Origin of the sequence: Notoacmeibacter marinus, assembly GCF_002238045.1 — a bacterium.
GTDB lineage: Bacteria > Pseudomonadota > Alphaproteobacteria > Rhizobiales > Rhizobiaceae > Notoacmeibacter > Notoacmeibacter marinus.
In genome coordinates, this window is sequence record NZ_NBYO01000002.1 from 758,695 (window position 1) to 778,040 (window position 19,346).

A 19,346-nucleotide genomic window follows, 5' to 3' on the forward strand; every position below is an offset into this window, starting at 1 on the left:
GAATGCGTCATGATGACGTTTTTTCGCTCACGATTTTCGGCGATTTCGACGCATGGTGCCGGCTATGAACCAGACTGTCCGTATCGGCCACACGGCCTGCCCGCATGATTGTCCCTCCACCTGCGCTCTGGAGGTCGAGCTGCTCGATTCCGGGCGGATCGGTCGTGTGCGCGGGGCCAAGGAGAACAGCTACACTGACGGCGTGATCTGCGCCAAGGTCGCCCGCTATGCAGAACGTGTCCATCACCCTGATCGCCTGACGACGCCGCTGATCCGCACCGGGCCGAAAGGCGGCGGGCAGTGGCGGCAGGTAGGCTGGGACGAGGCGCTGGACCTCGTGGCTGATCGCTTCCGACAGGCCGCTGAAACCCATGGCACCGAAACGGTCTGGCCCTATTACTATGCCGGCACAATGGGGCTGGTGCAGCGCGACGGCATCCACCGGCTGCGTCATGCCATGCGCTGGAGCTATCAGTTCGACACGATCTGCATCAACCCGGCATGGACAGGCTACCACGCCGGTTGCGGCGCGATCCGCGGCCTTGATCCGCGTGAAATGCATCAGTCCGATGTGATCGTCATCTGGGGCACCAATGCGGTTGCCACGCAGATCAACGTGATGCGTCACGCCACCCTGGCCCGAAAGGAACGGGGCGCTAAGATCGTTGTCATCGATGTTTACGAGACCGAGACGATGCGTCAGGCCGATACGGCCCTGATGCTGAAGCCCGGATCCGATGCGGCGCTCGCATGCGCCGTGATGCACGTCCTCTTCCGTGATGACCTTGCCGACCGCGACTACATGGCGCGCTACACGCGCGGCGCAGATGCGCTTGAGGCGCACCTTGAGACACGTGGGCCGGAATGGGCCGCGCCGATCACGGGGCTCTCCGTCGAGCAGATCGAAGCCTTCGCCCATCTCGTCGGGCGCACCAAGAACAGCTTCTTCCGGCTCGGCTACGGCTTCACGCGCGGCCGTGGCGGCGCGGTCTCCATGCATGCCGCGCTCAGCATTCCGGCGGTCACGGGCGCCTGGCAGGTGAAGGGTGGCGGCGCCCTCCATGGCAATGGCGATATTTTCGGCATCGATTCATCGCTCGTCAAAGGCAAAACGCTGGCCGATCCGTCCATCCGCCATCTCGACCAGAGCCGTATCGGAGCAATTCTCACGAACGATCCCGACGCGCTGAATGGCGGCCCGCCCGTTACCGCCATGCTGATCCAGAACACCAACCCGATGAATGTCGCGCCGGAGCAGACCCTGGTGCGGAACGGCTTCATGCGCGACGATCTCTTCACCGTCGTCCATGAGCAGTTCATGACCGAGACGGCGGAACTGGCCGACGTCGTTCTGCCGGCCACCATGTTTCTGGAGCACGACGATATTTATCGCGGCGGCGGCCACACCCATATCCTGCCCGGCCCCAAGCTGATCGATCCCCCTGAGGGGCCGAAGCCGAACCATTTCGTGTTCGAGGAACTGGCGCGGTGGTTGGACGTCGCCGAGATGGAAGGGTTCGGACTGACCGAGCGCGAAATGCTCGACGATCTGGCCGAGCGGAGCGATCTCGGGACCTATGATGAACTGGTCGAAAAGCGCTGGGTGGACAAGGCGCTTCCCTTCAAGGAGGCCCACTATATGAACGGCTTCGCCCATCCGGACGGGCTGTTTCACTTCGATCCCGACTGGACCGGGGTCCAGAATGGCCAGCGCCCGGCGGACAGCCTGGGTCTGCAGGGCCCTGTCGCTGCCATGCCGTCCCTGCCCGACCATCCGGGCGATCTGTTGGAGGAGGCCGACGCGGCTCATCCGTTCCGCCTGGTGACGGCGCCGGCACGCAACTACCTCAATTCTTCTTTTGCCGAGACCCCGACATCGCGAAAGAAGGAGAACCGTCCGACGGCGATGCTGAACAGTGTCGACGCCGCCCGGCTCGGCATCGCCGATGGCGACCGGATCGCATTGTCCAACCTGCGGGGCGAGGTCGTCCTGCACGCGACCGTTGCGCAGAGCGCGGTTGTCGGCACCGTCGTGGCCGAAGGCATCTGGCCGAACAGGGCGCACGAGAACGGGCGGGGCATCAACACGCTTATCGGCGCCGATCCCATCGCCCCCCATGGCGGCGCGGCATTCCACGATTGCCGGGTCGCGATGCGCAAGCTTTGAGGAAATGGCCGTCTCCTTTAGTTGTCGGCCTTAGGCAGAGGTTTATCTCTAGTAAATGCCCACACATCCGTACCTCTTTCGGATGAGCGAGCATCCATTTCGATCAATAGCCGCGCAGTTTCTTCGCGATCAGCTCCGATGACACCCGAGAGTGTTTCCATCTTTCGCCAACCTTCGGGTCCCGGCTTCTCAAGCATTGAGCGGAGTAAAGCCTTTCGTTTTTCATCCAAGATCCTTTGATCGCGGCTAAGCCACCGATCTCTCGCAAATTGACCTATAATCGTGACAATCGCACCGATGGCTACTCCTGCGAAACCTTGCCAAAAATCACACATAGTTTGACCTCCAAACAAAAACCCGGCGGTCTGACGACCGCCGGGCTTCGATGTTCACCTTGTGCGGCGATCAGAGCGCGTTGTTGCGCTGCTGGATCATCAGGAACGTATCGTAGGTGTTTTCGCCCAGCTGCATCCACAGATAGGCGTCCTTCTTGAACGCAAGCTGGTGGTCGTAGATCTTCTTGAAGGTCGCGTTTTCCGCCGAGATTTCCTCATAGGTTTCCCGCGCCGCATTGTACGCGGCTTCGAGAATTTCCTGGCTGAACGGACGAAGCTGCGCGCCCTCATTGAGCAACTGCTTCAGCGCCGCCGGGTTCTTGGCGTCATAATTGGCCATCATATCGGTGTTGGCCGCACGGCAGGCGACTTCCAGAACGGCCTTGTAGGCGTCCGGCAACTCGTTCCACTTATCCAGATTGACCATGGTGTTGAGAACGGGACCGCCTTCCCACCAACCTGGATAATAATAGTACTGGGCGACCTTGTTGAAGCCGAGCTTGGCGTCATCGTAAGGGCCGACCCATTCGGTTGCGTCGATGGTGCCCTTTTCGAGTGCGGCATAGATGTCGCCGCCAGCGATCTGCTGCGGCACGACGCCGAGCTTCTCGATGATCTTGCCGCCCATGCCGCCGATACGCATCTTCAGGCCGTTGAGGTCCTGGGGCGTGTTGATCTCCTTGCGGTACCAGCCACCCATCTGAACGCCGGTATTGCCGCACGGGAAGGAGATCAGGCCTTCCGTGGCGTAGAACTCGTTCAGCAGGTCGATACCCGAAACACCATCGGTCGTCGGATAGTAGAACCAGGCATTCTGCAGGCGCGCATTCAGGCCGAACGGAATCGCCGTGCCGAGCGCATAGACCGGGTCCTTGCCCCAGTAGTAGTAAGAGGCCGTGTGGCACAGTTCCACCGTTCCCTGGCTGACTGCGTCGGCAGCCTGCAGGCCCGGAACGATCTCACCGGCCGAGAAGACCTGGATGTTGAACTTGCCGCCGGTCGCATCGGAGACGAATTTGGCCATGGTCTCGGCTGCGCCATAGATGGTATCCAGCGCCTTCGGAAAAGACGAGGTACAACGCCAGGTGATCTCCGGCATATCCCCATCCTGAGCGATGGCCGTGGCCGATGGCAGCGCTGTTGCAGCTGCTGCGCCGGCTCCGGCGACACCCGCCTTACGCAAAAAGTCGCGACGATCCATAAATTCCTCCCGGTTCGGTATCGTTCGTATATGTAACAGCACGGATGGCGGTTGGCCGCCATTCTCAGAGCTGGAACGGACCATAGGCATACAAATTGGTGTCGTCTATCCTTTTGACTTCCGGCTGCGGCCCACTCACAAACAGACTCTGACCGATCGAGGCCAACAGACGGAACGCCACTCCATGTCATCGCCGCTCATCGCCATCGTCGCCGATACGCTGGTTCAGGACAGTTATGTCTGGCACGCCACACCGGACACCTATCTGAAAGCCGCGCTGGACGTTGCCCGCCTGCAACCGCTGATCGTTCCGGCCTTCGGCGACAGAACCGATTATCCGTCCATCTTCGAGGCGGTCGATGGGGTGATGCTGACTGGCGCGCGCTCCAATGTGCATCCGGACAATTATGAAGAGCCCGCAACGGAGAAGCATGGCCCGTTCGATCCGGCTCGCGACGCAACCTCCCTGCCCTTTATCCGGACGGCTTTGGACCGGGGCTTGCCGCTTCTGGCCATTTGCCGTGGCCATCAGGAGCTTAACGTGGCGCTGGGCGGAACGCTGGCCAACGACATTCAGGATCTGCCCGGTCGGATGGATCATCGCTTCGTCCCGTCCGATGAGCAGGACGAACGTTTCGCCATTCGGCAAAACGTCAGGGTTTCCGAAGACAGCGCGCTGTCCGAACTGTTCGGCAAGACCGACATCGCCGTCAACTCGCTCCATCGCCAGGCGATCGATCGTGTGGCGGATCGCCTATCCGTCGAAGCAAGCGCCCCGGACGGCACGGTGGAAGCCGTGCGGGTCAGAAATGCCGAAGCCTTTGCCTATGGCTTCCAGTGGCACCCCGAATATTGGGCAAAGGATGACGACCTGTCGCGTCGCATTTTCGAGGCGTTCGGCGATGCCGTGCGCGATCATGCCGCCAGCAGATTGTAGGCGGTCCGCAGACGCCTAATGCTCACTTGCGCAGTAACGATGATCGGCCAGCGAATGAATGACGCTGCATTCACCGAGGCATCCGGCATCTGAGAGACCGACGATCCGTTTCAGTTCGCGCTCGAGCTTCCGTAGTTTCGCGATTCGCGCGCGGACGGCGGAAAGATGAGCCGAGGCTATGGCGTGGGCTTCGCCGCAAGGCCGCTCCGGGTCCGCGGCCAGTTCGACGAGTTCGCCAATGTCATCGATCGACAGGCCGAGCGCCCGCGCATGGCGGATGAAGGACAGCCGCTCCAGCGCCGCCACCGAATAGCGCCGCTGGTTACCGGCGGAGCGCTCCGGCTGTTCCATCAGGCCGGACTGCTCGTAATAGCGGATCGTCGGCACCTTGACGCCAGTCCGGCGGGACAGTTCGCCTATCGAGAACATCGCAAAAAAGCCTCTTGAACCTCTAGCCGCTAGAGGTTGTAGACAGTTCGGCATGTCAGGGAAAGACCACGCCATGACCACGCAGATCGAAGTCGAAACGCTGGCCGGAGGATCAAGGATACATCATGCCGCATAGCCATCACGGCCACGCCCATCTCGACCCCGAAACCGGCGATGCGCGGGTCTTCTGGGCGGTCGTCGTCAATCTCGGCCTGACCGTCGCCCAGATCGCCGGCGGCATCCTGTCCGGTAGCCTTGCGCTGATCGCCGACGCCATTCACAACCTGTCCGACGCACTGGCACTCGTCATTGCCTTCTTTGCCCGGAAGATCGCCCGGCGCGAGGCCGATGCCACGATGACCTTCGGCTATGGTCGCGCCGAGATCGTGGCCGCCCTCATCAACTACACCACGCTGATCGTGATCGGCCTCTACCTCGTTTACGAAGCCGTGCTGCGGCTGATCGACCCGCAGGGCGTCGATGGCTGGCTGGTCGTCATCATTGCGGGCGTAGCGCTGGTGGTCGATGCCCTCACCGCGCTGCTGACCTTTTCCCTCTCCAAGGAGAGTATGAACATCCGCGCCGCCTTCCTGCACAATGTCGCGGACGCGCTCGGTTCCATTGCGGTCATTTTTGCCGGCACGCTCATCATCCTATACGACTGGCGCCTGATCGATCCTATCGTGACGATGATGATCGCCGCCTACATTCTATGGCAGTCCTTCGCCGAGATCGGCGGCGCGATCCGCATTCTAATGCTCGGCAGCCCGCCGCAGATCGACGTCAGCGACGTGCTGGACAGGATGCGCAGCGTGGATGGCGTGGCGGACGTTCATCATCTGCATCTTTGGCAGATGCAGGAACACGAGAACGCGGTCGATGCGCATTTGGCGATAAAGGCCGGCCGCTGGGCCGACGCCGATGCGATCAAGCAAGCCGTAAAGCAACGGTTGACGGACGAATTCGCGATCGCTCACGCCACGCTGGAATGCGAGTGCGCCGCCCATGCCTGTACCGATGCAGCCCCGATCGGTCACGGCAGACCAAACGATCATGACGGCCACGAGGATCATCGACATTGATGAGAAGAGCGTGCTGCCGGGAAGGCGGATCGCCCACCATCGGCTCTGACAGCGATGGTCAGTCGGAGGTTGCGATCAGATCGATGAGCTGGCCGGTTTCGGGCGCGGCCTCCCAACCATCGCCATCGGCCGAGAAGAAGTGCAGCAGCGTTTTGCCGGCCTTGTCTGTCACTTCCAGATCGCCAGTTCGTTCGATGCCGACGGAAGCCGCTTCTATCTGTTCGATACCCAGCCGACCGCATTCCGCACCGACGAACCGGTAATCGGCGCTCTTCCGGGACGCATTCAACCAGCATCTCACGCGCTCGCCTTCGACGACCGCCTGATAAACGGGAGTAGCCCTGCTCACCGAACCGGTCACGACATTGTCCGTTGAAACAGGACCGGCGTGCCAGCGCCCCCCATCGACCAGAAAGGCAGCCGATCCAAAGGCGACGAAAAGACCGAGGCTGAAAAGGACACGCATGATGAAACGACTCGCAAAGAATGAACGGCGTTCATGCTCGCAGGTTTCTGGTTAATGGGCCGTTACGCGAAATAGCCGAGATCGGGCCTGCAAACCTATGGCGTCGCGGTCGAATCCCGAATGTGAAGCTCTGGCGAGATAAGCTGCAGCCCGCTGATCGTCGGGTGGTTGTTGATCCGCGCCACCAGCGTCTTGGCCGCCATGCGCCCGACCTCGCGCTGGCCGTTCCACACCGTTGTCAGAGCCGGGGTCGCGATCGCCGCCTCCTGCAGATCGTCATAGCCGGTGATGGAGTAGTCCTTGCCGGCCTGATGACCGGCACGTGCAAGGCCGTTCATGAGACCGATCGCGACAAGATCGTTCCAGCAGACGGCCGCGGTCGGTTGATCCGGAAGGTTGAGAAACGCTTCGGTGGCCTCGAAACCGGCCAGTTTGGTACGCGGGCCGGAGATGCGCCAGTCGTCTCGCACGTCGAGTCCCGCCCGCTGCATGGCCATGCGATAGCCGGCATAGCGGTCGCGACCGGTCGAGGTCTGATCCGTTCCGCCGACATGGGCGATCCGCCTATGCCCAAGGCCGATCAGATGATCGGTGGCAAGGCCCGTGCCGAACGCGTCGTCGCCGCGAAAGGCCGGCGCGGACACACCCTCCACCGAGCGGGCGATCAGCACCGCGGGCATACCATTCTTTTCGGCCAGGTTGATGTCGTCCGACGGCGTACCGATGGCCGGGCTGATAATCATGCCATCGGCGCCGAGCTGAAGCAGCGTCTCGATGAAATTGCGCTGCTTTTCCACCGAATCGTAGTGGTTGGACAGAATGAAGGTCTGCTTGCTTCGGTCCAGCTCGCTCTCGATGGATTTCAGGATTTCGGCGAAGAACGGGTTCATGATGTCATAGACGACAACCCCGACAATGCCCGAGCGCGACGTGCGGAGCGAAGCGGCCCGGCGATTGTAGATATAGCCGATCTCAAGCGCATGGGCCTTGACCCGTTCGCGGGTCGTTTCCGCCACCAGCGGGCTGTCGCGCAGCGCCAACGAAACCGTCGCGGTGGATACGCCCAGTGCGTCGGCAATCGTCGATAATTTGATTTTCTGTGCCAGGATGCGGTCCTCGAGCGGCGTTTAAACAGTTTAATTATGCCGCATCGCCGCGCGAAATCAAATGCCGTCCGACCCGAGACGATAGTGTAAGGCCAGGTCATGAACTCATAAATGGGGTTGATTTTGGTATGAGCGGATTTGGCCGGACAACAGGCGCGAAGGCGAAGGAAATGTCTGCATTTTCTATGCCTTCGCAACGCATTGGGTGGGCAAATCAGCCATATTCTCCGAACGGCGAATGGGCTTCGATCTGCATTGTCAGCGCTTTCAACCGTGTGGCCGACACGCTTTTCAAGCGCTTCCGCCCATCTCTTTGCCCATTCAGCCGCCAAAACAGCTCCATTTATGAGCTCATGACCTATCCGCCGGACCGCTTCGTCGCAATGGAGGCCAATTCGATGTCGACGGTTTCCAGAAGTCGCAGAAGCGTTTTTTGCTGAACCTTGTCCAGCGATCTGAGCATCTGGCGCTCGACCTTCTTTACCGCTTTTTTCACATCACCGACGATATCGCGTCCGGCCTGTGTCAAAGCGATGAAGCTGACCCTGCCATCCTCTTGCGATGGCGTACGAAAGACCAGCCCCTGCGCTTCGAGCCTTGTGATGGCGCGGGTTATGGTCTGCGCACGCACGCCGAGAAGGTCCGCTATCGAGGATAGGGGCAACTGCTCCTCATCGCTCAAGGCAAGCAGGATTTGCTCTTGGCCGGCGTGAAGGCCCAGTTCGGAAAGTCGCGCAGACAAGGCCGTACGGGCGCCGCGGGCGGTCGAGACCAGTTGGCTTAGCATGGCGCCCTTCGGCACCTTGTTCATCTTTTTCGGATTGGCTGGCAGGCGCCCCATATCCTGCCTGTCGATCTTGGTCATCTCTGCTTTCGAACCTTTCTTGACGCTTGACCGCTAGCCGGACGAACTGCTGCTGATAAAATCAGCCAGCGAAACAATGGACATCTTTTATGATGGATAGCCGACAAAGGTCCACCGCAGCGGCGACGATTGCCGTTCTGCCACTCGGCGCGACCGAGCAGCACGGCCCGCATCTGCCGCCGCAGACCGACACGCTGATCGCCACCGCCATGGCGGACGCGCTGAAGGCTGCTGCACCGGACCTGCCGCTAAGCATCCTTCCCGCCGAACCGCTCGGCTATTCGCCGGAGCATCTGAACTGGCCGGTCACGCAATCGCTCGACTGGGACGAGGCCATTCACCGCTGGATCGGGATCGGCGACGCTCTGGCGGCGCGGGGCATCCGCCGCCTTCTGCTCCTCAACGCCCATGGCGGCAATTCACCGCTTCTCACAATCGTCGCGACCGAACTGCGCCGAAAGCACGCTATACTGGCCGTTGCGACCAACTGGCACCGCTTCATCCGGCCCGGCGAGATCGTATCGGCGGACGAACGCGCGCTCGGCATCCATGCCGGCCAGATCGAAACCTCCGTGATGCTGGCCATTGCACCGGACCGGGTAAATATGAAGAAGGCACGCGACTTTCCAAGCGCCCAGAAAGACCTTGCCGAACGGTTTGCCCATCTGCGCGCCTATGGCCCGCATGCTTTCGGCTGGTTGATGGACGATCTCAACCCCGACGGCGCCACCGGCAACGCCGCCCTCGCCTCGGCCGCAATCGGTCGACAACTCATCGATCGGGCCGGAAGCGGTCTCGCCGAACTGGCGCGTGACATGGCCGCTTTCGATCTCGCGACCTTTTCACGCTCGGCCCCTAGGAAGGCGCAGTCCCCCTCGCCTATATGAGCGGCACGAACATGCGAGGGTTCCATGACCGACACCGCCGAACGGCAGCTTACGCCCGTCACCGTCCTTACCGGCTATCTCGGCGCCGGCAAGACGACACTCCTCAACCGTATCCTCTCCGAAGCCCATGGCAGGCGCTATGCCGTCATCGTCAATGAGTTCGGCGAGATCGGCATCGATAACGACCTCATCGTCGAAAGCGACGAAGAGATCTACGAGATGAACAATGGCTGCATCTGCTGCACGGTACGCGGCGATCTGGTGCGCGTGGTGCAGGGCCTGATGCGCCGGCCCGGCCGCTTTGACGCCATCGTGGTGGAGACGACCGGCCTGGCCGATCCCGCGCCCGTAGCCCAGACCTTCTTCATGGACGACGATGTGAAGGAAAAGGCTGCGCTCGACGCCGTGGTGGCGCTGGTCGACGCCAAGCATCTGCCCCAGCGCCTGAAGGACAGCCGCGAGGCCGAGGATCAGATCGCCTTCGCCGATGTGATCGTTCTCAACAAGACCGATCTGGTCTCGCCGGACGAACTGGCCGAGGTCGAACGGCTCATCCGCGCGCTGAACCCTGTCGCCGCCATCCACCACGCCGAGCGCTCCAATGTCGATCTGGCCCATGTGCTGGATCGCGGCGCGTTCGATCTGAAGCGCGTGCTCGACAACGATCCGCATTTCCTCGATCACGAAGACCCACACCATGAATGCGGCCCGGCCTGCGATCACGATCACCATGATCATGATCACAGTCATGGTCCTGCCGCCATTCACGACCTGACGGTGAAGAGCGTGTCGCTGCGCGCCGGCGCAATGGACCCGGATCGCTTCTTCTCATGGATTCAGAACCTGACACAGGATCAGGGGCCGAACATTCTGCGCCTTAAAGGCATCATCGCCTTTGCAGGCGACGATGAACGCTACGTCGTTCAGGGCGTGCATATGATTATCGAGGGCGATCACCAGCGCCCCTGGCGGGACGATGAGACGCGCGAAAGCCGGCTGGTCTTCATCGGCCGCGATCTGGACGAGGCCGCGCTGCGCGATGGCTTCGAATCCTGTTTGGCGACCGGCTGATGCCCTCCGTCGCTCCGCTCGATCTCGACGGCCATGTCGGCCATGTGGGCTGGCTCGGCGAGACCGCCTTTTTCGGCGACGCGGACGGTGTGCTGCATAGACTTGGCGAGAATACCGGTGCGACCGAAACGCATGACGGCCTTCTGTGCTTTGTGGCCGATCCGAAGCGCCGGCGCATTCTGACGGGCGGCGAAGATGGCCGGATCGTCGCGACGAGCGCGGACGGCGCTTGCGAGGAACTGGCGCACGAGAAGGGCAAGTGGATTGCCGCCATCGCCAGCGCGCCGGATGGAACGGTTGCCTATGCTCACGGCAAGTTTGCGAAAGTTTTGCTGAAGAACGGCACGAAAACCATCGAGCACGAACGCAGTGTCGAATCGATGGCCTTCGCGCCGAAGGGTCTGCGCCTTGCCTGCTCGCACTATAATGGCGTCAGCCTGCACTTCCCTGCGACCGACAGCCTGCCGACCGTTCTCGGCTGGCAGGGCGCCCATCTGCTGGCGACCTTTTCGCCGAATGGCGACAGCCTCGTCACTGCCATGCAGGAGCCGGCGCTGCATGGCTGGCGACTGGCCGATGGCCGTCACATGCGCATGGAAGGTTACCCCGCCAAGGTGAAAAGCCTTTCCTGGAGCGCCAAAGGCAAATGGCTGGCCTCATCCGGCGCCAGCGCCGCCATCGTCTGGCCGTTCCAGGGCAAAGACGGGCCGATGGGCAAGGCCCCGCTGGAACTCGGCACGCGTGGCGATTCCCTGGTCACGGCGGTGGCCTGCCACCCAACCGAACCGATGGTCGCCATCGGCTATCGCGACGGCATGATTCTCGCCGTGCGTTTCGCCGATGCCCAGGAAGCACTGATGCGCCGCCCCGGCCAAGGACCGCTAACGGCAATGGCATGGGACGGAAGCGGCCGGCGTCTCGCCTTCGCATCCGAAGCCGGCGATTGCGGCATCGTCGATATTCACGATTGAACGCATAGCTGTTCACTTAACGTCTTCTTCAGATTCGCTTTTATCAATCGAAAGCGAATCGTTGTTCCATTGACGTGAACTTTTCAAGAACATAAATTGAACGGATGAGTAAGATCAGTGTTCGTGAGAAACTGGCGATTCTTTCCGATGCCGCGAAATACGATGCGTCCTGCGCATCGAGCGGCTCGTCGAAGCGCGACAGCCGCAAGGGTGGAATCGGTTCGACCGAAGGCATGGGCATCTGCCATGCGTACGCGCCGGACGGACGCTGTATCTCGCTTTTGAAAATTTTGCTGACGAATTTCTGCATCTACGATTGCAGCTATTGCATCAACCGATCCTCATCGAACACGAAGCGCGCGCGCTTCACTATTGAGGAAGTGGTCGATCTGACGCTGGAGTTCTACAAGCGCAATTATATCGAAGGATTATTTCTGTCTTCGGGTGTGATCCGTTCGCCGGACGATACGATGGGCGAGATGGTGGAGATCGCGCGGCGTTTGCGTATCGATCATTGTTTCAAGGGTTACATCCACCTCAAATCCATCCCCGAATGCGATCCTGCCCTGCTCGAACAGGCAGGCCTTTACGCCGATCGCCTATCCATCAATGTCGAACTGCCTACCGATAGCGGCGTCGAGCGGCTCGCTCCTGAAAAGAAGCCGCAGACGATCCGCCGGGCCATGGGTACGGTGCGCGGGGCCATCGAAAACCGAAGTGAGCCGACGATGAGGACGAAACGCAAGCCGCGTTTCGCACCTGCCGGTCAGTCCACGCAGATGATCGTCGGCGCCGATCCGACCTCCGATGCGATCATTCTGAAAAGCTCGGCTCGGCTCTACAGCTCTTACCATTTGCGCCGGGTCTATTATTCGGCCTTCTCGCCCATTCCGGATTCATCCGCTGCCCTGCCGCTGATGAAACCGCCACTGATGCGTGAGCACCGTCTCTATCAGGCGGATTGGCTGATGCGGTTCTACGGTTTTGCGAATGAAGAAATTCTGGATGGATCGCCCGATGGAATGCTCGATCTCGCCATCGACCCGAAGCTCGCCTGGGCACTTCGCAACCGCCATGTCTTTCCGGTCGATGTGAACCGTGCCGACAGGGAAATGCTGCTGCGCATTCCTGGTCTCGGCACGAAGGCGGTGGCAAAAATCCTGCAAGTGCGGCGTTACCGCACGTTGCGGCTGGAAGATGTTGGCGCGATCGTCCAGTCGATCCAGAAAATCCGTCCTTTCATCACAGCTGCGGGATGGTCGCCGGGTGGCTTGACGGAAACCGAAAATCTTCGCGCGCGTTTAACGCCTCAGCCACAGCAGCTATCGCTGTTCTAGAGTGAGAGAGCGATGCGATGGAAAGCGCGCGGAAATTCGCAGAGCAGTTCACCATTTCGCTCGATAGCGAGATGGATTTCGACGGTTGGCGAAAGGCTGCGCGCACTCTGGCGCTGGCGGGCGCGCCGTCTTCCGCCGTTACCTTCCTGACGCCATCGGCAGCCTCGCAGTTCCTCTTCACTGAGGCGTCTTCACCGCTCCCGCAACCGGCTGGCGACACGACGTTTAATGTCTCCAAGATCTTCGTAGAGAAGGCGCAGACGGCAAGCCACCATTCCGATCCCGATCGCTACGACTTCCTCTATCATCTTTTGGTCCGGGTTCTGGACGAGCCGAACCTGCTGAGGATTGCCTCGGACAGCGATATTCGTCGGCTTGAAGCAATGGTGAAATCGGTCCGGCGCGATGCGCACAAAATGCACGCCTTCGTTCGCTTTCGGAAAGTCGGCGAAGTCGACGCGAGCGACGATGAGGCGCGCTACGTCGCCTGGTTCGAGCCAGACCATTTCATTGTGGAGCGGGAGGCCGGCTTCTTCATGCGCCGTTTCGCGCAGATGAACTGGTCGATCCTGACACCGAAGGGATCGATCCACTGGAACCGCCAGACGCTGACGGTCGGCCCGCCCGCCAAAAGGTCGGATGCGCCGGCGGAGGATGCCACCGAAGAGCTCTGGCGCACCTATTTCTCCAATATCTTTAACCCGGCGCGCTTGAAGGTGAAAGCCATGCAGTCGGAAATGCCAAAGAAATACTGGAAGAACATGCCGGAGGCCGCGCTCATCCCGGACCTCATCGCCGGCGCGGAAAACCGGGCGAAGGCCATGGTCGCCGCGATGCCGAGTGTGCCTCCGCCGACCCATGCGGCGATCCGCGACCGCCATTGGAAAGGCGCGGAAATGGGCGAAACCGGAAACACGCTGCCTCCGCCCGCCAACGATCTCGAAACCCTGCGCAAACAGGCCGAGACATGCCGGCTCTGCCCGCTGCACGAACCGGCAACCCAGACCGTGTTCGGCGAAGGGCCGGCGGATGCGCCGCTCGTCTTCGTCGGCGAACAGCCTGGCGACAAGGAGGATATTTCCGGCCAGCCCTTCATCGGCCCGGCAGGCCAGCTTTTCGATGCGACGCTTCAGGATGCGGGGATCGACCGCTCGACCGTCTATGTCACGAATGCGGTCAAGCATTTCAAATTCCAGCCGCGCGGCAAGTTCCGCCTGCACCAGAAGCCCAATGGCGACGAGATTCAGACCTGCCGGTGGTGGCTCGGTCAGGAATTGAAGCTGATCGACCCCGACCTGACCGTCGCGCTCGGCGCAACCGCTGCGCAAAGCCTGCTCGGTCGCTCGGTGGCGGTGACGAAGGAGCGCGGCCGGATCGTCGAGAGCGACGAGGGCCAGCGGGTCTTCATCACCGTCCACCCGTCCTTTCTGCTGCGCATCCCCGATGAGAGGCGAAAAGCGGACGAACGCGCCCGCTTCCGTGACGATATGATCGCCGTGCGCGAACTGATGGCGGCCTGAGCGCCCCGGTCAGACTGCTTCCATGGCCAGCGCGAAACCCTGGCCGACGCCGATGCACATGGTCGCGAGCGCCAGCTTGCCGCCGCGCTCCTTCAGTTCGAGGGCTGCCGTGCCGCCGATTCGCGCGCCGCTCATGCCGAGCGGATGGCCAAGCGCAATGGCCCCGCCATTGGGGTTCACATGCTCGGCATCCTCATCGATGCCGAGTTCGCGCAGCACCGCGATGCCCTGGCTGGCGAAGGCTTCGTTCAGTTCGATCACGTCGAAATCGCCCGGCTTGATGCCGAGCCGCGCGCAGAGCTTCTTGGTCGCCGGAGCCGGTCCGATACCCATGATGCGCGGCGGCACGCCGGCCGCAGCTGCGCCGAGAATACGCGCGATGGGCGTCAGGCCGTGCTTCTTCGCCGCTTCTTCCGAAGCGATGATCAGCGCCGCCGCGCCATCGTTGACGCCGGATGCGTTGCCTGCCGTAACCGTACCGTCCTTGCGGAAAGGCGTCGGCAGTTTGGCAAGCTTTTCCAGCGTGGTGTCGGCGCGCGGATGCTCGTCGGTGTCGACAACGATGGGATCCTTCTTGCGCTGCGGGATCGTGACCGGCACGATCTCCTTGGCGAAACGGCCATTCTGCATCGCTGCGGCCGCTTTCTGCTGGCTACGCACGGCAAAGGCGTCCTGATCCTCCCGGCTGATGCCGAAATCGGCGGCGACATTCTCGCCCGTTTCCGGCATGGATTCGATGCCGTATTGCTCTTCCAACTTCGGATTGACGAAGCGCCAGCCGATTGTGGTGTCGTAGACGGCATTGTTGCGGGTGAAGGCGCTGGTCGCCTTCGGCATGACGAAGGGCGCGCGGCTCATGCTCTCCACGCCGCAGGCGATCATCAGATCGGTATCGCCGGCGCGGATCGCCCGGGCGCAGTCGGCAATGGCGTTCAGCCCGGAACCGCAAAGACGGTTGAGCGTGCCGCCCGGAACGGCGTCCGGCCAGCCAGCGAGCAGCACAGCCATGCGCGCGACATTGCGGTTGTCCTCGCCCGCCTGGTTGGCGCAGCCGAGAACAACGTCATCGATGGCCTCGAGATCCATGGAAGGGTTGCGCTCCGCAATCGCCTTCAGCGGAATGGCACCCAGATCGTCGGCACGGACCGCCGACAACGCGCCGCCATAACGGCCGATCGGTGTACGGATGTAATCGCAGATAAAGGCTTCGGCCATCGGTGTCTCCTCCAGAACATCATCGCGCGCCGACCGGACCGTTCATCCCCGACCGGTCGGTCAGTCATTCCTTCATGCCACGATCATCAGCCGAATGCCATAGGCGAGAATCGAAACGGCGGCCACACCGGCCAGCCATAGAAGGACGAACCAGCCCAGCTTGCGGGCCATTCCGCCCTTGGATCTTGGTTTGCCGACCCCGCTCAATGGTAGCCGCTTTCCGGATCGACCTTGCCGCGAAACACCCAATAGGCATAGGCCGTATAGGCAAGGATCATCGGTATGAGGACGACTGCGCCGACGAGCAGGAATTTCAGCGAGCTTTCCGGCGCGGCGGCTTCCCAGATCGTCAGCGATCCCGGCACGATATAGGGGTAGAAGCTGATGCCGATACCGACATAGCAGAGGATGAAAATGCCGAGCGCGGCGAGGAATGGCCAGGCGTCACGCTCCTGTTTCAGCCCCTGCCACATGGCCCAGACGCAGCCGAGAATGGCCAGCGGCACGATGATCGAGAAGATGATCGTCGGGAAGCGGAACCAGCGCTCGAAATAGATGGCATCGATGAAGGGCGTCCAGAGGCTGACGAGGCCGATCAGCGCCAATGTGCCGATCATGGTCGCCCAGGCAAAACCGCGCGCCCGCTTGCGGACGGGATCGGTGGTTTTCATGTTGAGCCAGGTCGCGCCGAGAAGCGCGTAACCGACCACCAGAGCGGTGCCGGTCACGATCGAGAAGAGTGTCAGCCAGTCCCACCAGCCACCGGCATATTCGCGGTTCTCGATGGCGATGCCCTGCACGAGCGCACCGAGGGCGATGCCCTGCGCGAACGCTGCGACCACGCTGCCGAGAAAGAAGGCCCAGTCCCAGATCCAACGACCGCGATGGGTGCGCCAGCGATATTCGAAGGCGACGCCGCGAAAGACCAAGCCGAGCAGCATGGCGATGATCGGCACGTAAAGGGCCGGCAGCACCGTGGCGTAGACCAGCGGAAAGACGGCCATCAATCCGCCGCCACCAAGCACCAGCCAGGTTTCGTTGCCGTCCCAGACGGGCGCCACGGAATTCATCATCAGGTCGCGCTGCTCGCCCGCCGGGAAGAAGGGAAACAGGATGCCGACGCCTAGATCGAACCCGTCCAGAATAACATAGGCGAGAACGGCGAAGGCGATCAGCGCCGCCCAGATGAAGGCCAGATCGAGCTCAAACATTGCCGGTCGCATCCTTCTTGTGACTTGGCCCCGGCATGATGCCGCCGGACCGCAGCGGGCCGTCCTGGTCGACAGGGCCGCCGATGGCGAGCGCGGGACGGTTCATCAACCGCATGATGTAATAGGTGCCGGCGCCGAAAATGGCCGTGTAGATGACGATGAAGGCAAGCAGTGAGGTGCCCACCGCCGGGGCGTCCAGTGGCGATGCGGACTCGGCCGTTCGCAGCAGGCCGTAAACGGTATAGGGCTGGCGGCCGACCTCCGTTGTGATCCACCCGCAAAGAACGGCGACAAACCCCATTGGCGCCATGAAAATCGCCGCGCGATGCAGCCATGGCGCCTCGTAGAGATGGCCGCGCCAGCGCGCCCAGAGACTCCACAGCCCGAGAGCGAGCATGGCGAAACCGATGGCGACCATGATGCGGAAGGTCCAGAAAATGAGTTCCGCCGGCGGCCGCTCGTCCTTCGGCCAGCTTTTCAGCCCGCGAAGCGCCCCGTCCCATTCATGGGTGAGAATGTAGGATGAGAGTTTGGGGATCTCGATGCGGTAATGAACCGTCTCTTCCTCATCGTCCGGCAGGCCGAACAGGATCAGCGGCGCGCCGTCGGGATGATCCTCGTAGTGGCCCTCCATCGCGGCGATCTTGGCCGGCTGATGCTCCAGCGTGTTCAGCCCGTGCAGGTCGCCAGCGAAAATCTGGATCGGCGCGACGATTACCGCCATCCACATCGCCATTGAGAACATGGTTTTCGCGCCGGGCGTATCGACATCGCGGCGCAAGAGGTGCAACGCCCCGACACCGCCGACGACCAGCGCCGTCGTCAGATAGGCCGCCAGCACCATGTGAACGAGCCGGTAGGGAAAGGATGGGTTGAAGACGATGGCCCACCAGTCCTCCGGCACGAACTGCCCGACCTCGTTGATGGAATAGCCCGCCGGCGTCTGCATCCAGCTGTTGACCGACAAAATCCAGGTGGCAGAGATCAGCGTGCCGATGCCGACCATGGCGGTGGCGAAGAAATGCAGCTTCTCGCCGACCCGCTCGCGGCCGAACAGCATCACCCCCAGAAAACCGGCTTCCAGGAAGAAAGCCGTCAGCACCTCATAGCCCATCAGCGGTCCGAGGATCGGACCGGTCTTGTCCGAAAAGACGCTCCAGTTCGTGCCGAACTGGTAGCTCATGGTGATGCCGGAGACGACGCCCATGCCGAAGGCGACGGCGAAGATCGTTTTCCAGTAGTCGAACAGGGAAAGATAGACCGGCTTGCGGGTGACAAGGTGGAGGCCGTTCAGGACGGTGAGATAGCTGGCGAGCCCGATGGAGAACGCGGGAAAGATGATATGAAAGGAAACGGTGAAGGCGAATTGCAGGCGCGCCAAAAACGTGGCGTCGAATCCATCGAACATCGGCTTCTCCGCATTTGCTTGGATGCCGCACGGCCGAAACAGCCGTCCACCGCGACACCGCATAGCCTCCCGACTGCTAGATTGGGCAGGGCGGATAAAGGTTCAATATTTTCTTCGACTGCGGTTCCGACTTCAAACGATTTTATTTCGAACCGCTACCTTCCGCAGCGTTAGAAGAGCGCTTCATTCGTTCGCGGATGCCTTCGCACGGATCGCCCCGATCGACCGGCTCGGTCAGATGAAACGCATCAAAGACCGCGCTGTCATCGGCGGGAAAGGCTCCGGTTTCGAACTGCCCGATGGCAAAAGTGCGTCCGGACGGCAGGAGACGCGGCACGCCATGATCACGGCGCACATGCCCGGTTCCGGCGATCAGAACCGCGCCATCGGGCCCGCTTTCCATCATGGCCTGCGCCATCGCTCCGTCCCGGGCGCGCTGGATCAGCACCATCGGGCCGGCGGCATTCTCCTCGACCATGCCGCAATGGCTGTCGACAATGGTCCGGCGCAGAACGTCGAAACCTGGACCTTCCAGCGGCCGGTCGAGCATAAGCTGGCCGCGCCGCATTGGCTCAACGGCCTCTGCGCCGTCCCGGCCGAGCGCCATGATTTCGGATCGCTCCATGGCCGCCGCCACCATTGGCAGTTCGTATTGGCGGGCCGCTTCGAAAATTGGCCGGTACATCTCGAAATGGGGCCAACCCCGTTCGGACCATTCCAGCGCTTCACCAAGAGCTTGCGCCGCAATGTCGCCCGCGATCCAGCGATCCAGTTCGGGTTGCGCGGCCGGCGGCAGCATTTCGAGCACAATGGCGGGGCGGCGGTTTCGCCGAACCAGCCCTTCGATGACCTCTGCCTGAAAAGCGTGATGCGCAGCGGCGGGGTGAATCTCGCCTATCAGGACGAAGGTCTTCGAGGCCGCCATATCGAGCAGCGCTTCAAAAGTGAGCGGGTCGCCTGCCGCATCGACGATTCGTCCGCCGCCACTGTCGTTCTTCACGACGTCCGAAGCCACAACCGGACTGATGACGAGACCGGAAACGAGTCCGAGAAGACCCATAAACGATCTGAAAACACTCCGTTTCATCGAAACAACCCCATTGCGAACCATCCGACGGAACATAGAGGAGATGAATCG

At 61.6% G+C, this 19,346-nt stretch carries 17 protein-coding genes; 8 read left to right on the forward strand and 9 right to left on the reverse strand.

All coding sequences use genetic code 11. The features are described from left to right. Positions 1–64: 64 nt before the first annotated feature. On the forward strand, positions 65–2,167 hold the full coding sequence (locus B7H23_RS11760) for a molybdopterin oxidoreductase family protein (protein ID WP_094077774.1): 2,103 nt from the start codon (positions 65–67) through the stop codon (positions 2,165–2,167). A gap of 405 nt (positions 2,168–2,572) precedes the next feature. Here B7H23_RS11760 and B7H23_RS11765 read toward each other — a convergent pair whose 3' ends face one another. Next, positions 2,573–3,703, reverse strand: coding sequence for a TRAP transporter substrate-binding protein (locus B7H23_RS11765; protein WP_094077565.1), 1,131 nt, complete (start codon positions 3,701–3,703; stop codon positions 2,573–2,575). A 184-nt stretch (positions 3,704–3,887) separates the two neighbouring features. Between B7H23_RS11765 and B7H23_RS11770 the strand changes: the two genes are divergently transcribed. Next, complete coding sequence (locus B7H23_RS11770; protein WP_094077566.1) at positions 3,888–4,640, forward strand: gamma-glutamyl-gamma-aminobutyrate hydrolase family protein; 753 nt, start codon at positions 3,888–3,890, stop codon at positions 4,638–4,640. Positions 4,641–4,655: 15 nt separating this feature from the next. Here B7H23_RS11770 and B7H23_RS11775 read toward each other — a convergent pair whose 3' ends face one another. Further along, on the reverse strand, positions 4,656–5,069 hold the full coding sequence (locus tag B7H23_RS11775; RefSeq protein WP_094077567.1) for a MerR family transcriptional regulator: 414 nt from the start codon (positions 5,067–5,069) through the stop codon (positions 4,656–4,658). A 125-nt stretch (positions 5,070–5,194) separates the two neighbouring features. Here B7H23_RS11775 and B7H23_RS11780 point away from each other — a divergent pair, with 125 nt between their 5' ends. Further along, entirely contained in the window at positions 5,195–6,151 is a 957-nt protein-coding gene (locus B7H23_RS11780; protein ID WP_094077568.1) for a cation diffusion facilitator family transporter, read from the forward strand. A 58-nt stretch (positions 6,152–6,209) separates the two neighbouring features. Here B7H23_RS11780 and B7H23_RS11785 read toward each other — a convergent pair whose 3' ends face one another. The 3 genes from B7H23_RS11785 to B7H23_RS11795 form a co-directional block, all read right to left on the reverse strand. Next, positions 6,210–6,617: a hypothetical protein gene (locus B7H23_RS11785; protein WP_094077569.1), complete on the reverse strand. Its 408-nt coding sequence runs from the start codon at positions 6,615–6,617 to the stop codon at positions 6,210–6,212. Positions 6,618–6,712: 95 nt separating this feature from the next. Beyond that, positions 6,713–7,723, reverse strand: a complete 1,011-nt coding sequence (locus B7H23_RS11790; protein WP_094077570.1) for a LacI family DNA-binding transcriptional regulator — start codon at positions 7,721–7,723, stop codon at positions 6,713–6,715. Positions 7,724–8,081: 358 nt separating this feature from the next. Continuing rightward, the gene (locus tag B7H23_RS11795) at positions 8,082–8,588 is read right to left on the reverse strand and encodes a MarR family winged helix-turn-helix transcriptional regulator (RefSeq protein WP_094077571.1); all 507 of its coding nucleotides are present in this window, start codon (positions 8,586–8,588) and stop codon (positions 8,082–8,084) included. A gap of 89 nt (positions 8,589–8,677) precedes the next feature. On the opposite strand from B7H23_RS11795, the gene B7H23_RS11800 reads away from it, so the two are divergent. The 5 genes from B7H23_RS11800 to B7H23_RS11820 all read left to right on the forward strand — a co-directional run bounded on the left by B7H23_RS11800 (position 8,678) and on the right by B7H23_RS11820 (position 14,374). After that, a complete protein-coding gene (locus B7H23_RS11800; protein ID WP_094077572.1) occupies positions 8,678–9,475 on the forward strand; it encodes a creatininase family protein in 798 nt (265 codons plus the stop codon). 24 nt (positions 9,476–9,499) lie between these two features. Then, entirely contained in the window at positions 9,500–10,546 is a 1,047-nt protein-coding gene (locus tag B7H23_RS11805; protein ID WP_094077573.1) for a CobW family GTP-binding protein, read from the forward strand. Next, positions 10,546–11,517 carry a WD40 repeat domain-containing protein gene (locus tag B7H23_RS11810; protein WP_094077574.1) on the forward strand — a complete coding sequence of 324 codons (972 nt, stop codon included), beginning with the start codon at positions 10,546–10,548 and terminating at the stop codon, positions 11,515–11,517. Before B7H23_RS11805 ends, B7H23_RS11810 begins: the two co-directional genes overlap by 1 nt. 104 nt (positions 11,518–11,621) lie before the next feature. Continuing rightward, positions 11,622–12,854, forward strand: coding sequence for a putative DNA modification/repair radical SAM protein (locus B7H23_RS11815; protein WP_094077575.1), 1,233 nt, complete (start codon positions 11,622–11,624; stop codon positions 12,852–12,854). A 17-nt stretch (positions 12,855–12,871) separates the two neighbouring features. After that, positions 12,872–14,374 carry a UdgX family uracil-DNA binding protein gene (locus B7H23_RS11820; protein WP_094077576.1) on the forward strand — a complete coding sequence of 501 codons (1,503 nt, stop codon included), beginning with the start codon at positions 12,872–12,874 and terminating at the stop codon, positions 14,372–14,374. A 9-nt stretch (positions 14,375–14,383) separates the two neighbouring features. Here the strand turns inward: B7H23_RS11820 and pcaF are convergent, their stop codons facing one another. The 4 genes from pcaF to B7H23_RS11845 form a co-directional block, all read right to left on the reverse strand. Then, positions 14,384–15,589, reverse strand: coding sequence for a 3-oxoadipyl-CoA thiolase (gene pcaF / locus B7H23_RS11825; RefSeq protein ID WP_094077577.1), 1,206 nt, complete (start codon positions 15,587–15,589; stop codon positions 14,384–14,386). A gap of 203 nt (positions 15,590–15,792) precedes the next feature. Continuing rightward, positions 15,793–16,800, reverse strand: coding sequence for a cytochrome d ubiquinol oxidase subunit II (gene cydB / locus B7H23_RS11835; protein WP_094077579.1), 1,008 nt, complete (start codon positions 16,798–16,800; stop codon positions 15,793–15,795). After that, positions 16,793–18,208, reverse strand: a complete 1,416-nt coding sequence (locus B7H23_RS11840) for a cytochrome ubiquinol oxidase subunit I (protein ID WP_094077580.1) — start codon at positions 18,206–18,208, stop codon at positions 16,793–16,795. Before B7H23_RS11840 ends, cydB begins: the two co-directional genes overlap by 8 nt. Before the next feature lie 142 nt (positions 18,209–18,350). Further along, the gene (locus tag B7H23_RS11845) at positions 18,351–19,268 is read right to left on the reverse strand and encodes a ChaN family lipoprotein (protein ID WP_206608895.1); all 918 of its coding nucleotides are present in this window, start codon (positions 19,266–19,268) and stop codon (positions 18,351–18,353) included. Positions 19,269–19,346 lie beyond the last annotated feature (78 nt).